This window comes from Metamycoplasma equirhinis (assembly GCF_006385185.1).
GTDB classification, from domain to species: domain Bacteria; phylum Bacillota_I; class Bacilli_A; order Mycoplasmatales; family Metamycoplasmataceae; genus Metamycoplasma; species Metamycoplasma equirhinis.
Genome location: NZ_VFIX01000002.1, coordinates 96,995 through 111,514 on the forward strand (window position 1 = coordinate 96,995; position 14,520 = coordinate 111,514).

At 24.9% G+C, this 14,520-nt stretch carries 19 protein-coding genes; 15 read left to right on the forward strand and 4 right to left on the reverse strand.

The features are described 5' to 3' along the window. Positions 1-100 precede the first annotated feature (100 nt). The 6 genes from FJM08_RS01015 (at position 101) to FJM08_RS04775 (ending at position 4,619) form a co-directional block, all read left to right on the forward strand. Complete coding sequence (locus FJM08_RS01015; RefSeq protein WP_140031355.1) at positions 101-1,090, forward strand: hypothetical protein; 990 nt, start codon at positions 101-103, stop codon at positions 1,088-1,090. Continuing rightward, positions 1,081-2,463, forward strand: coding sequence for a putative cysteine peptidase (locus tag FJM08_RS07415; RefSeq protein WP_140031356.1), 1,383 nt, complete (start codon positions 1,081-1,083; stop codon positions 2,461-2,463). Before FJM08_RS01015 ends, FJM08_RS07415 begins: the two co-directional genes overlap by 10 nt. Further along, a complete protein-coding gene (locus FJM08_RS07420; RefSeq protein WP_140031357.1) occupies positions 2,463-3,326 on the forward strand; it encodes a hypothetical protein in 864 nt (287 codons plus the stop codon). Before FJM08_RS07415 ends, FJM08_RS07420 begins: the two co-directional genes overlap by 1 nt. 77 nt (positions 3,327-3,403) lie before the next feature. After that, positions 3,404-3,571 (forward strand): hypothetical protein, encoded by a 168-nt coding sequence (locus tag FJM08_RS07425; protein ID WP_306769760.1) that lies wholly within the window; start codon positions 3,404-3,406, stop codon positions 3,569-3,571. Between the two features lie 117 nt (positions 3,572-3,688). Then, positions 3,689-4,210, forward strand: coding sequence for a hypothetical protein (locus FJM08_RS04770; RefSeq protein WP_241863726.1), 522 nt, complete (start codon positions 3,689-3,691; stop codon positions 4,208-4,210). Positions 4,211-4,274: 64 nt separating this feature from the next. After that, positions 4,275-4,619 carry an IS3 family transposase gene (locus FJM08_RS04775; protein WP_306769761.1) on the forward strand — a complete coding sequence of 115 codons (345 nt, stop codon included), beginning with the start codon at positions 4,275-4,277 and terminating at the stop codon, positions 4,617-4,619. Between the two features lie 41 nt (positions 4,620-4,660). On the opposite strand, the gene FJM08_RS07430 is transcribed toward FJM08_RS04775, so the two are convergent. Both FJM08_RS07430 and FJM08_RS01040 read right to left on the reverse strand, forming a co-directional pair. Continuing rightward, the gene (locus FJM08_RS07430; protein WP_140031358.1) at positions 4,661-5,107 is read right to left on the reverse strand and encodes a bis(5'-nucleosyl)-tetraphosphatase; all 447 of its coding nucleotides are present in this window, start codon (positions 5,105-5,107) and stop codon (positions 4,661-4,663) included. Then, positions 5,100-5,600, reverse strand: coding sequence for a hypothetical protein (locus FJM08_RS01040; protein ID WP_140031359.1), 501 nt, complete (start codon positions 5,598-5,600; stop codon positions 5,100-5,102). Before FJM08_RS01040 ends, FJM08_RS07430 begins: the two co-directional genes overlap by 8 nt. Positions 5,601-5,702: 102 nt before the next feature. Here FJM08_RS01040 and dnaX point away from each other — a divergent pair, with 102 nt between their 5' ends. The 6 genes from dnaX to rsmI are packed head-to-tail and all read left to right on the forward strand — an operon-like array spanning position 5,703 to position 10,842. Continuing rightward, entirely contained in the window at positions 5,703-7,727 is a 2,025-nt protein-coding gene (gene dnaX / locus FJM08_RS07435; protein WP_140031360.1) for a DNA polymerase III subunit gamma/tau, read from the forward strand. A gap of 8 nt (positions 7,728-7,735) precedes the next feature. Then, on the forward strand, positions 7,736-8,023 hold the full coding sequence (locus FJM08_RS01050) for a YbaB/EbfC family nucleoid-associated protein (RefSeq protein WP_140031361.1): 288 nt from the start codon (positions 7,736-7,738) through the stop codon (positions 8,021-8,023). Continuing rightward, positions 8,013-8,615, forward strand: a complete 603-nt coding sequence (locus FJM08_RS01055; protein WP_140031362.1) for a toprim domain-containing protein — start codon at positions 8,013-8,015, stop codon at positions 8,613-8,615. Before FJM08_RS01050 ends, FJM08_RS01055 begins: the two co-directional genes overlap by 11 nt. 13 nt (positions 8,616-8,628) lie before the next feature. Further along, the gene (gene tmk, locus FJM08_RS01060; protein WP_140031363.1) at positions 8,629-9,273 is read left to right on the forward strand and encodes a dTMP kinase; all 645 of its coding nucleotides are present in this window, start codon (positions 8,629-8,631) and stop codon (positions 9,271-9,273) included. Further along, a complete protein-coding gene (locus FJM08_RS07440) occupies positions 9,273-10,145 on the forward strand; it encodes a DNA polymerase III delta subunit-related protein (RefSeq protein ID WP_140031364.1) in 873 nt (290 codons plus the stop codon). The genes tmk and FJM08_RS07440 overlap by 1 nt, the downstream gene beginning before the upstream one ends. After that, positions 10,135-10,842 (forward strand): 16S rRNA (cytidine(1402)-2'-O)-methyltransferase, encoded by a 708-nt coding sequence (rsmI, locus tag FJM08_RS01070; RefSeq protein WP_140031365.1) that lies wholly within the window; start codon positions 10,135-10,137, stop codon positions 10,840-10,842. Before FJM08_RS07440 ends, rsmI begins: the two co-directional genes overlap by 11 nt. A gap of 52 nt (positions 10,843-10,894) precedes the next feature. Here the strand turns inward: rsmI and rpsT are convergent, their stop codons facing one another. Next, a complete protein-coding gene (gene rpsT, locus FJM08_RS01075) occupies positions 10,895-11,155 on the reverse strand; it encodes a 30S ribosomal protein S20 (RefSeq protein WP_140031366.1) in 261 nt (86 codons plus the stop codon). Positions 11,156-11,372: 217 nt separating this feature from the next. Here rpsT and FJM08_RS07445 point away from each other — a divergent pair, with 217 nt between their 5' ends. From FJM08_RS07445 to FJM08_RS07455, 3 genes are all read left to right on the forward strand, one after another. After that, positions 11,373-12,080 carry a YgjP-like metallopeptidase domain-containing protein gene (locus FJM08_RS07445; RefSeq protein WP_140031367.1) on the forward strand — a complete coding sequence of 236 codons (708 nt, stop codon included), beginning with the start codon at positions 11,373-11,375 and terminating at the stop codon, positions 12,078-12,080. Between the two features lie 8 nt (positions 12,081-12,088). Further along, positions 12,089-12,724, forward strand: coding sequence for a hypothetical protein (locus FJM08_RS07450; protein WP_140031368.1), 636 nt, complete (start codon positions 12,089-12,091; stop codon positions 12,722-12,724). A gap of 154 nt (positions 12,725-12,878) precedes the next feature. After that, positions 12,879-13,457, forward strand: coding sequence for a hypothetical protein (locus FJM08_RS07455; RefSeq protein WP_140031369.1), 579 nt, complete (start codon positions 12,879-12,881; stop codon positions 13,455-13,457). A 56-nt stretch (positions 13,458-13,513) separates the two neighbouring features. Here the strand turns inward: FJM08_RS07455 and FJM08_RS07460 are convergent, their stop codons facing one another. Then, positions 13,514-14,416: a TMEM164 family acyltransferase gene (locus tag FJM08_RS07460; RefSeq protein WP_140031370.1), complete on the reverse strand. Its 903-nt coding sequence runs from the start codon at positions 14,414-14,416 to the stop codon at positions 13,514-13,516. Between the last annotated feature and the right edge of the window lie 104 nt (positions 14,417-14,520).

The window sequence follows — 14,520 nt, forward strand, 5'->3', positions numbered from 1 at the left end:
ATTCTATATTTTTTATCACTTTTAATATTTTTTTTGTTTTATAGTTATTTTTTTTAATAATTTTTTATTTTTATTCACATAAAAAAATACAATTTGATATATGGATGAGGATAAAAATTTGCTTGAATTATTATCAACAATACAAAAATATGATTTTGATAGTAGGTTAATTTTGCAAGGCAGCACTGTATTATATTTAAATAAAATTATTTCCAGAAAACCTAATGACCTTGATGTTTTGTTGGACTCAAACATAAATTTGCAGCAAAAAAACAAATATGTTAATTCATTTTTGAGTAATTTTGAAATTATAAATTTTTCTAAAAAAACAGAATTAATAAAAAAATGCAAAATAAAATTTAATTCACAAGAATTTAAACTTGAGTTCATTCTTGAAAAAAATATAGATTCAAAATTTATATCTGACTCTTCGAGATTACGAACCACGAATTCTTTATATTTTCTACCGTCAAAATTTACACAACTAGCATATATTATTGGTGTTGATTTTGCCAACGAAATAAAAAAGAGACGAAAAATAAATCAAATTTTATCCGATATGGTTGAAATAATTCAAAAAATAGACTATGATAATAAATTAGTGGGTTATATTTTGGACAATATAAAGTCTAATTTATGCTATCAAATAATAAGTCTTAAGAAACATTACTATAATAATTTATTGAGTTTAAATAACTATCTACGAAGAAATAATTATTTTGTAAATTCAAGACTTTCAATTTTGTTTAAAAATTTATCTTTGAATGCTGGATTGAATAAATTTTTAAATATATTAGATAAGATTTTTATTATAAAAAACGATTTTTTTTATTATGTGATTTCGTCATTGAAAAAGCCAAGTTTTAAAAAAAAATTAAATTGTGGAACTATTTTTTTTCTCAAAAATAATACTCAAAACATCAATGCAATTTTTATATTTTTAAAACGTTTAAATGAAAATTTTATTAATAAAGAAAACAATTTTTATATTTACAAGGAAAATAAAATAGTGTTTAATATAATGCTACCTATTTTAGAAAAAATAAATTCAATTTTAGAAAAAATAAAGGAAGAAAATAAATGATATTAGAAAATATGAATGAAAAGCAAATAAATCTTAATAACGAAATTGGGAATATATTAGTAAATCAAAATAAAATTAATAAAAAACTAGAATTAACTAATGAATTTTTAAAGAAATTGTTTTTGTATTGTGAGTTGGAAGTCAAAAAATACAATAAAATTATAAAATATACAGTTGATAAAGCGATATATTGTGAGGATGAATATGAAAATCCCTATCTTTTTGTTGAATTTAATCCATTTGGAAATCTGTTGGTATCATTAATAAATAATGAAACCTTGCTTATTAACCCAAAAACGAATATTAAACAAAAAAATATAAATAAAAACAATGAATATATTATTGATGTAATAGGCTATAAGCTATTTGAAAAACAAGAATACGAATATATTACACACAGTTCTAAAAACAAAAAATCTATTTTTAAAAATAACAGAGCCATTGCAGTAAGTTTAAATGAAAATAAAAGGGCCGATATATTAAAGCAAAAAATAATAAATTTAGATGAATATATAAAAGACAAAAACAATGTTAATATATTGAGTAAAAATCAAAATGTAAATATTAATGAACGAACTATACCAACATTTAATAAAGAAAGCCCTGAATCTTCACAAATTGAAATGATATTTGCTGACGTTGAATTAGAACATTCTTGGTGATTTAAAGGATTGCGCAATGATTTTGGATATACCGAACCAAATGAATGATATCCAGGAAGATATGATAAAGGACTATGCCATTTTATTGCCATGTCGATTTTACTACAATATTCACAGTTATTTTATTCGGATAAAACTTTTGACGAAGACCAACTAAAAAAATATTCAACAACATATAATCAAAGCGATCCTGACCGCGACAGGTTTGATTATGCAACAGTAGATACATTTAATAAAAAAATACCTTTTGATTTGTGAGAAAAATATAATCATGGTTTTGCAACTACACATCTTGACGTAGTTAAAATAATGAAAAGTTTTTTTTCAGAAAACAAAAATGGTATGCCGATTGATTTTCAAACGAGAGTTTGAGGTTGGATAAAACCTTGAAAATGAATTAGGGATAATAAACCTACAATTATAATGGGGAATGATTTTACATTTGGCTATCACGCTATTATGCCATATGGGTATTATAATAATGAGAATAAGTATTTAGTTCATTATGGATGAGAGGGATATTCACAAGTTATAATGAGTTCATCATTTTTGTTTGAAACTTGACTAGTGGGAATTTATCAAAGAAAAAACATATCTAATAGTCAACGTTTCGTCCATTTTCAAGGTAGAAAAATGTCACTTGAAGAATATGAAAAATTTTTACAGGAAAAATATGGAAAAAACTATCCATTTGAACATCATGGTGGTGGATACTAATGTACAATTTATCTACAATCGATTTATTTAAATTAAATTTATCATTGCATAAAATTAACAAACCAAAAGATAAAAAATTAATTACTTTAGCAATTTTTAATGCTTTGATAATATTCTTTACTTTTGTCATTTTACTTGCAGACATTATTTTGTTTGCTTCTAAGGCGTTGGCAGCTGAAAATATCAAAATTTACTCAGCAGCAAAGTTTTTGACACTATTTATTTTTACTGTGACAGTAAATTTTGTAATGAAGTCATGTTATTACAAAAAAATATCGTCATTAGAAAGCAACACAATCGAATATCAAAATTCAAAAGGATTTTATATTCTTTATGTGCTTTTAAATAATAAAAAAATGAAAGTCACTCATTATTTAAACAGAATTTTTGATTTTTGCTTATGAACATTATATATAGCACTATCGGCGATAATAGGTTATATTAAACCAAATGTTGCTAACGAATGATTAATTTTGCCCTCACCATTATTTGCATCGTTAATTTTATTTAAAGGATTTTTTGTTGATTTAATAGCTTCGTATGTAGTTTATTTAAATGTTTTCAAAAAATTTTCAAATATAAAAATAAATTCAGAAATAGGCAACTTTATTAATCTTTTATTTGTAACTATTTTCGTTTTATTTTATGGAACAATTTATTTGCTTTTTGCATATTTAATAGCAAATCATAAAATGAGTGATTGATCAATTCTTTCGCTTCGTTATGCTGTATTATTTACAATACCGGCTTTCTACGCGTTTAAATTTATCTTTGCTTTGATATTCTATCGCAAAGAAAAATCTAAAGTTAAATACTTGTTCGCATTTCTACCATTATTTGTTTTTCCGAAAATAGTTAAATAAAAAAATAATAGCGTTTTAAACATGGACAAAAAAATTAGACTCAAAATTGTTGAGTCTTTTTTTATAAGGAAGGAAATATGTCAAAACAGTTAACGAAAGAAGAATGATTAAAAGTATTTGATGAATATAAAATTAAATATTTCAAATATGATTTTATTAATTGATATAACAATACTAATGGAATAACAAAATTTTCAAAACTTAGAAATGGTTTTAGATTAATTGAAAAAATTAAAACTTTATAATTTAGGCATGATAGTTCTAAAATCAAAAACAGGTAAATCACCTAAAAAAGTGAAGGATGTCGACAGACCCAAAAAGGTAAATCTCATAGTGTATATGATAATTTAACTAAAGAACAGATGATTGAAATAATTAAAATCATAAATGAAGTTAATGGTAATAATAAGTTAGAAGAAATTATTAAAAAAATTAAGAAAAATTCCAATTTAAAACGTTTAGCAAATACTGAAATAATGGAAATTTTGCAAATAAAAAGAACTAAATTCTATTATTTATGTAAAAAAATGAAGACTGAAAATAAGTTCAAAACTAAAGTAATTCCATATGAAGCAGAAATAAGAAAGGCATTTCAAGAAAATTTAAATCGATTTGGAAGAAATAGATTATCGCAATATTTACTATTAAAATTTAATTTTTTAATAAATCCAAGAACATTAGGGCGTTATATGAGAAAAATAAATTTGATTTGCTTTGTCTGTAAAGCTAAACGTAAAAGAGAAACCAAAAATACAAATTCAAAATTTGAAGAATTGCCACAAAGAGATTATAATGGAATTCATAATGACATATACGCAACAGATGTATCATATATTCCCACTCCCAAAGATGTGAGTGATAGTCATTTTATTTATCAATATTAATTCATCATAAAACTAAAAAATAGTTAATTGATCTATATCCAAAAATAATGATGTTAATTTAGTAATGAATCATGTGAGAAATGCAAAATTTCCAGAAAATTTTATCTTACATTCTGACCATGGTTATCAATATTCATCATCTGAATATGCTAATTTTATAAAAATGAATAATGGCAAAATATCAATGTCAAGAGTTGGAAATTCTTTAGATAACCGAGAAGCAGAATATTTCTTTTCAATATTAAAAAGTGAAATTTTTCCGAATTTTTATACCAATGTTAAGAAATTAACATTTGCAAAATTGAAAACCGAACTAGATAATTTTATAAATTGATGCAATAATGAGAGATTTAATTCTATATTAAATTGAAAAACTCCCCAGGAAGTTTGGGAAGCATATAAATTTTAGTCTAAAATAATTGTCCTAGTTTAGTTTATTTGCGCTATTTTTTAACTAAATTTATTAACTATTTCACTTAAAAATTCATAATTATCTTCATAGTAATTTAATGCATTTGATAGCAAAAGAAAATCGTTATGATATGTGATTTTATTTTCGAGTGCATCTTTTATTGCAACTCATTGCAAATTACTGATTTCTGTGTCTTGTTTTTTCAAATAATTGCTTAGCGGAATAGCTAAAAAATATTTAACATCTTTTATTGTTCCTTCATATGGCGAATATGAAGTTACATATTCAAAATTACCGATAATTTCAATATCAATATTAGTTTCCTCTTTAACTTCGCGAATTGCAGTTTCTTTTTCAGTTTCGTTTAATTCAACATGACCCTTTGGAAAGCCTCAATGACCTAAATTTTGTTTAACCATTAAAACATGTAAATCACGATTTATATATTTAAATATAATTGCACCACAAGATTTTTCTTTATTCATTATATTCCCTCTTGGTTTTAATGTAAATATAAATTGCAAATCCCAAATTTATTGTTGTTAAAGCAACATAAATTGACGTAGCTGAAATTAACGTAAGTTTCAAAGCGTTTATTTTTGAAATCGCATCAGTGTCCGCATTTTTATATGCTTTTATCACTGAATTTATGAAAAAAGCGGAAACTAATAATATAAGCGAAATTGCTGCGAAAATTATGATAATTGAAAATAAAGTAATCGTAGATTTTTTATATTTTTGTTTAATATCCTTATATATTGGCGCAAGTGAAATTATTAAGAATAAAATAATTCCAATTGCAATAATTTGCACAATTGTGATTAAAATTGCAAACCCTTCTTTTATATATGGTTTTAAAAGAAGCGAAGCTAGCAACGCAATAATGCCGGTAGGTATCGCAATTATTGATGCAACAAGATAATATAAAATATTATTTTTTGTATTTTTTTCGCCAAAAAAATTTTCAAATTTACTCATAATTACTCATTTCTAATTAATAAATTATTATATACAATAAAACATAAATATCAAGTTCAGTTTTGGTAAAATATAAATATTTAGAAGGGAAGGAATCGGGATATGTCTTTATCTGATAAATATTTAGCACTTTATCGCCAATATCGTCCTAGTAGATTTGACGAAGTTAAAGGTCAAGATCACATTATTAAAACTTTAAAAAACATAATTCTTAATGAAAAAATTAGCCACGCCTATTTGTTTTGTGGGCCACATGGTAACGGAAAAACTAGTACCGCAAAAATATTCGCTAATACAATTAATTGTTTGCATAATATTGGCAATAAATTAGAACCTTGCGAGGATTGTATTCGTAATGTGGACCGCAACATTGATATTATTGAAATAGATGCTGCTTCCAATACCGGTATTGATGATATTCGTGAACTTCGCGAAAAAGTTAAGCACTTGCCAACTAATAGCAAATACAAAATTTATATAATTGATGAGGTTCATATGTTATCTAAGGGGGCATTTAATGCTTTATTAAAAACACTAGAAGAACCGCCAACACATGTAATATTTATTTTAGCTACTACCGATCCACAAAAAATTCCACTAACAATTTTAAGTAGGGTACAGCGTTTTAATTTCAAGAAAATGTCAAAAAACACATTAATAGAAAACTTAGACTTTATTTTTCACAAAGAAAATATTAGATGCGATTACGATGCGCTTGAATTGCTTTCACAATTAGGAGCGGGAAGTTTTAGAGATACATTGAGTTTGGCTGATCAAGTTTCAATTTATTGTGGGCATGACACAATTACAACAAACGCAATAAAATCTTTATTTGGAATAACAGATATAAATAACATTATAAAATTATTAAATTTAGCTGATTCAAAAAATATTTCCGAGTTGTTAGGCCTAACTAATTTACTTTTTGAAAGTGGGATTGATTTTGAAAGAATGTTGAATCAATTAATTGATGCTTTACGTGATTTTATTATTTTTAAAAAAACAAATGATTCGCTTTTGTTAGAATCATTAAATATTGAAAATGTTCAAAATATTAATTTATCAGAAAAAAATGCTGAACAATTTATTGAATGTATTTTAAAAACGATTAAGGATATAAAATATTCTGATTTTACAAAACAACTTATTGAATTAATGTGAATTAAACTTATAAATATTGCTTCAGAAAATGAACCGACACAAAAATATCAAAATATTATTGAATCTCCTTCGACAATTGCTGATGAAAAAGATTTTCAAATTGCTAGTCAAATAAATAATTTTGAACATGAAATCAAAAACGAAAAACAAAATCGCAATCAAAATGCTGAATTTAATTCTTATTTTAATTTATCAAATATCGCAAATAATTATGATTTTTCACCAAAAAAATCCGAGCCGGAAGATATTGAAGTTGAAGAAATTAATGTTGATGATATATTAGAAAAAACTTCAGAAATATTGCTTTCTGAGACTACAGCTGAATTTGAATCAGAATCAGTAGAGGATCAAATCATTTCTAGCGAATATAACACAAGTGAAAATAATGAAATACTGCCATCTTATCCTAATACAAAAAATAATAGTAATGAAGAAATAACTAATTTTCCAAAACAAGATAATAAACTGATTTCAATTGAACAAATTGTTGATTGTTTATTGATTAGACAATTTGCTAAAAACAATTTAAAAAATTATGAAAATTCTGATTTTACTATCAAAGACAGTGTTCAATATGGCATTTTAGATCAAAAATTATTTGGCACAGAAACCGGCATACAAACCAAAAACATATTACGTGGTTTTAAGATACTTTTTTCATCAACGGATTTTGTTTTGTTTACCTGCAATATCGACGAAAAAGTTTTTGATTTAAATATCAACGCTTATAAAGACGAAGTTATTAACGCGTCATTTAAAGTATTCGATAGATACGTACATTTATTTGCAATAACAAATGAACAAATTAATGAAGTTAAAAAATATTGGCAAGAACATATAAATGAATTAAGACAAAAAACCGAAGTAAAAAAACTACCTGATATTTCTAAATTAAATTCTAACGAGAAAGAAAAAATCAAATGAGCGCAAGACATTTTTGGCGACAAATTTAAAATTACAAAATAGAGGTTAATATGAATATAAACGAAATGTTAAAAAAGGCAAAACGCATTCAAGGCGAAATGGAAAAAGATGAACAAGAAATTGCAAAAAAACAATTTTTAATTAATAAACAAGGAATTGATTTAACAATTTTAGGATCAAGAAAAATTACTGAAATAAAAATTAATCCTGCTCTTATTGATCCAGATGATCCTGAACTATTACAAGATTTAATTATGTTAGCTGTCAATGAAGGCTTAGAGGAAATTGAGGCTTCATATGAAGAAATAAATAGTAAATATTCAGGAAATGGCTTTTAATATGGATAGCCCAGCTAAAGAAAAATTAGAAGATATTCTCAAAAAAATTCCTGGATTTACAAAAAAACAAATCCAACGTACTATTAATTATTTTATAGAAACATCAAATGAACAAATAAATGAATTATTTGAGAGAATAAATACTTTAAAAAAAGAGACTATAAAATGTGAAAAATGCAATGTATATTCTAATAGTGTAATTTGTGAAATATGTCAAGACAAATTACGCGACAAAAAGCTTTTAATTGTCGAAAATCAGACTGATATTAAAAAATTTGAGGAACTTGGCATTTATAAAGGAAAATATTTTATTTTAGAGAAATTAATGGATTTAAAATTCGAAAATGAAATATTTAAAAAAAACGAACAAAAACTGTTAACTGAAGCAAAAAAATACGACGAAATTATATTTGCTTTATCAGCGACTATTGAAGGACAATTAACCACACAATATCTCCAAAAAAAATTTCGTGATATTTTAAATGTTAAAAATACTTATCAATTATCAATTGGTATTCCTTTAGGGTTGCAAGTTGAATATATTGACCCCATTACACTAAAAGAATCACTACTAAATAAAACAAAATTATAAAAGAGGAAAAATCATGTCAAATCAGGACGCAAAATTTATTGTTATTGAAGGAATGGATGGATCTGGAAAAACTACAATATTAAAAAAATTTCGAGATGAACTAAATTGTAAAAACATGATTGATAATTTTGTTTTTACTCGTGAACCAGGAAGCGCATTTTCAAAAGAAGCCGAAAAAATCCGCGAGTTAATTTTAGAAAATGAAAATAGTTTTAGTCCTATGGTGGATGCATTATTATTTGCAACCAGTCGAAGAATTAACTTAGAAAAGGGAATTTGACCTGCGCTCGAAAATAATAAACATGTAATTTCCGATCGCTATTGAACATCATCTTTTGTTTATCAAGGAATCTTAGGTGGTGTTGGATTAGGTAATGTAAAAACATTAAATGAAATTGCTACAAACAACACGAAACCTGACTTGATTATCTTTTTTGATTTAGAACCAGAGATTTCTGTCGAAAGAATTACTAAAAATCGTGATTTTACTGATCGTTTGGAAACCTCTGATGTAAACTACTATAAAAAATTGCGTGCCGCATATAAACAAATAATTTCAGAAAACACAAACGATTATCGAATTATTGATGCTAATTGCTCGATTGATGAACTATATAAAAAATTTATTACTATTTTGAAGGAAGTTTGCATTTTATAATGAAATCAAATGATAATTTTTTGCGAATAATTAAAAATTCAATTTATGAAAATAAACTGCAACAAGTTTATTTATTTTCGCAATTGATTTCCAATGATTTTGATGAATATATTAAAACTTTTATAAATTTAGTCAATGACGAGAATTTTTTAAGTTTTGATCAAATTACTTTTGGGGATAATTACTATATCGTAAATCCAAATAATGAATCTATAGCAAAAGAAGAAATACTAAGTGCAATAACTTGAGCTACTAAAAGTGCAATAAACAGCAAGAAACAAAAAATTTTAATTATTAAAAATATTGAAAATGGTAGCATGAAAAGTTTAAATAGTTTATTAAAATTTTTAGAAAATCCTCCGTTTAATACAATCGTTTTAATGACTACAAATCAAAAAAACAATGTCCTTAAAACAATAAAATCACGATCTTTTTTGATTGATATTAAAAATTCTTTTGCAAACATATATGATATTGACTCGTTTTTATTAGCTTATCCAATTGCTGAAAATGAAGAACTTGCAGAAAGCAAAATAAAACTAAAAGAGCTTAACAACTTAATTTTACAATCAAATAAAAAACCAGAAACTTTAATTGCGTTTCTGATTTTGAATTTTGACAAAGCAAATGCAAAGAAAATACTTATATATATGTTCATTGTATATGAAGACATATATAAAAACTTACTTAAAAGTTATAAATATTCTTTACTAACTGAAAGTGAATTAAACAATAAAAATTTTTCAAAAAAAAACATTGCAAATATTGTTGACTTAATAGTCGAAAGTTATGAGATTTTTTCAAAAAATATTAATTTTTCAATTCAAAAAATTAATTTTATAAATAAATTAGAGGAAATTTATGAATTATAAAATTTCAATTGTTGGAACACCAATCGGTAATTTAGAAGACATTACATTAAGAGCGTTAAAAACATTAAAAGAATCTGAGTACATTTTATGTGAAGATACACGTGTTAGTAAAAAACTTTTATCACATTACAAAATATCAAATTATACTTTAATTTCTTATAATAATTTTAACGAGCGCACAATAACACCTAAAATAATAAATTTAATTTTAAATGGCAAAAAAGTTTCTTTAATATCTGACGCCGGAATGCCCTGCATATCCGATCCTGGTTTTGAAATTATTAAAATAGCTAAGCAAAATAATATTTTTGTTGATGTCATTGGCGGCCCTAGCGCTTTTACGCACGCAATTATAAAAGCAAATTTCAGTAATTCATTTACCTTTCTCGGTTTTCTAAAAGATAAGTCATTAAGTCGACAAAATGACTTGAAGAAGTTAATACCTGGCGTTTATATTTGTTATGTCTCACCACATAAACTTATTGCTACTATAAATGATTTTAAAATTCAATTTGGCGATACGGTAAATTTATTTTTAATTAAAGAAATGACAAAAATTTACGAAGAAAGTTATGAAGGTTCGCCAGTTGAAATACTTCAAAAGCTTCCCAATAATCCTCGCGGCGAATATTCATTAGTTTTCGAAATAAAAAAACCTACCCACGTTAAAATTAATAAATATCCAAAATTAAAATAAATAAAAGCCCAACAATATTTAAGTGGGCTTTTTAATTTAAAAGAAATAATTATTATTTGTTTTTAGCAATAAATGCGTCTAAACGGCTAGCTTTTCTTGCGCCGTTATTTTGGTGTAATACACCTTTTGAAACGGCTTTGTCAATTTCGTGGTGAGCTTTTTGAGTTAATTCAACAGTTTTTGGATCTTTAGCTTGTGATGCTAATTTTGCCTTTTTGATTGCAGTTTTAACTGATGATTTAATAGCTGTGTTACGGGCGTTTGCTTTTTCGTTAGATAATATTGCTTTTTGTTTTGATTTAATGTTTGCCATTTTTGCCTTTCTTGCTTATTAATAATTAGCACTTAATATTTTATAATAAAAAATGAATTTTTTAATTTTTATTGAAAAAACATTCCATTTTTGAATTCAAATTAAATTATTCTAGTCTACAAACGCAAATGATTATCATTTAATTAATTTAAAATTAATTATGTAGTGATTTTTAACATTGAATTACACTAATTTTGTTTTTGAATATAATTATAGTATGCGCAAAATTGATGAAGTTCAATATTATACTTATGATGATAAAGAATATAAAGTTAATGTAATTTTCAAAGATAATTTACACACATATTTTAAAGAAATTAATGGTGAATTTTTCTTATACACAAATATTTTTAATTATAAAAATGAGTCGATCAAAAACTTTGTTTTAGTCTCCATATCCAAATTTCTTAGTTTAAAACCCCGAAAAGAAAAACCGCTACTTGATATTAATTGAAAAGAAAACATATTTTTTTTATTTGGCAGAAAAACATATTTTACGCTTTTTGAAAAGCAAATTATTTTATACGATAGCAAAAGCGATTTTATAATTGATAAGATAAAATGTTCTAACGCAGCTTTTATTTCAAAAAAACTTTGAGAATATTTAAAAACAGTTCTAAAAAAACAATTTATTGAATTTGTAAATCATTATATGCATATAATTTTAGAAAAACAATTTAGTGTGAGTATAAAAATTAGCAAGAAAAAATCCGCGTGAGCAACAAATTATGTAACTAAAAAAATTATTACTGTTTCGCAATTTTTAATCTTCTATAACCCAGAATATATAAAATATGTAGCATTACATGAAGTTACACATTTTATAGAACAAAACCATTCCAGTGCTTTTTGAAATATTGTTAAAAATTTTTGCCCTAACTATAAAAATATTCGCAAAAAATTAAATAATCACATTTTTGAATAGGAGAGAACATGACCCACAATCCATATACCATTGGAATAGCTATCGGCATTTGTTGTGTAATCGTAACTATTATTTTAATTATTGTCTTTAGTGTTTTAATGCACAAAAAACACAAAAGAGAAAATAGCAAAGATAATGAAATTGAAAATTCGATAAAGACTATCATTTCTGATTTTGCTAATTCCGTTTCAGATGCTAGGTATATTACGAAAGGTGATTATAATAATCCAAACGGAAAGAATAAATTTTTTATAAATGATTTATTAGTAACCGAAAAATGTATATATATATTTAAAACAAATAATTTCGATTGTTTAAAGCTTGATGGAGACGAACTTGAAAGAGAATGACAAATTGAAACAAAGACTAAAAAAATTAATATACCCAATCAAATAACGCCATTAAAAAGTCAAATTTCTAATTTAGGAAAAATTGTTCCAAAAAATACTCCAATTGTTGGTGTGCTGATTTTCAAATGCGACGCTGAAATTTCAATATTTAATAAACCCAGTTATATTACTTATTCAACCATTAATAATCTAAAAAATACCTTGCAAGAAATAAATGAAAGTTTGGATTTTTCAATGAGTGCCCAATACATTGAAAACATATTGAGCAATATATTGAAATTTAAACAAAATTAATTGAAAAACATTGATTTTATCCAAAAATCAAGTAAAAAATTTATAAAATAACATTGCTTAGTTCAAATTTCAATGTTTATTTTTTTATATTGATAAAATTTTGCTAAAATAATAGTATAAATTAAGAACAATTTATATATTTTTTGGAGAAAAAATGGAAGCAAAACCTAAAAAAGTGTTAGATAAATACTACATTTCAGAAGCATTTGATGCTGACAGAAATATATCATTTAACTTTAAAAAAGCTAATAAAAAAATCTCAGGAAACTTTAAAGAATTTACCGAAGCGGTTGAAGAATTTATTAGAGTATCAGAAAAATCAAAAAATGATACTAGAGTATGATTCCACCGTGATGGTGCATATCGTGGAAGTGTTGGCATCGAAAAAGCTCGTGCTATCGTAGGAATTGTTAAAGAAAAAGCAATTCAAAATGAAAACGTTATCGAATTTATCGAAAAAGAAAATTTAGTTGAAAAGTCAACTAAAAAAACGACAACCAAAAAAGCAGTTGAAGAACCTGTTAAAGTTATGGAGAAAACATCTGTTAAAGCAGTTAAAAAAGATGAACCAATGACTGAAGTAAGTTGCGCAACTTGCAATCCATATGCACGTAAATCTAAATTCGTACCAAAACGTCAAAGAAATGCTTTCTGATCATTATTTAGTTTTTTAATTGTTTTAGTAGTTATTAACATTATTTTAATAGCATTGCGTTTAGCAAAAGTTTACTAGTTTGAAAATTATAAAAATACGCCTTAGTTAAAAGCGCGTATTTTTATAATTAATTTCTAAATTTTTGATTCTTGGGTATTTATATTTTTGTTTTGTTGTCTTAACTTGTATTTCTTTTCAATAAATTTAACTAAATATCCAATGCCACTTATTAAACTTCAAAAAGCTCCAACACCTATGAATGTAAATGGTATGTATGAAATTGTAATAACTCATGGTTTAGCTTTTGCTAGGAATGCAATATCACTTACCATTGGATTTGGTTTGCGGTGACTCATATTGAATAAATTTATTCCTCACGATCATTTTAACTTAGATTTTTGTTCTAATTGATATATTATTTCATTTCCAATGATTGCGAATAAATATAAAACTATAAAAATTATACCGGCATATAGGAAGCTTTTTCAATGGAATTTAACAATGAATCTAATTGTTAAGAATAATCCTAACGCAAATAGTAGTGAGTGATATATCATCGAATGGAAACAAATAAAAATATTTTTAGTGAATACATCGCCTGGGTAAAAAATAACAAATCCGCCCATTCACAATGAATATATTCCAATATAAGTTAATATACCATCGCTTACTTTACCTTTTGGTACAAGTAAATATATTGGCATAATATATAACGCAGTAGAACATAAAACATAAGGAAAATATGAATGATTTTTATAAATGTCATATACTCACTTATGTTTAACACTATCATTATGACCGATAGCTAACAATTGTTTGAAAATCTCTATCAATAGCAAAACAAAAAAGATTGAACCAATAATTGTTTTTAATTTTCAAGTTTTTAGTTCTTGATTATTATCTTTTTTAATAAAAATAATCATTAATGTTGCCAAAATAATTGTGAAAAATATAAATATTAAATGAAATCAACCATATGAACTAGGCCTTTCTCAAATTTTTCATTCTTTGCTTATTCCTTCTATAAATTTATACATTTTTTCTCCAAAATAAATTTTTTCTCTTATACACATTTCCGAGCCAACGAGACAAGAGCCAATCTCGTTGGCGGTCTTCGGCTGAAAAAAAAAACAACAAAAAA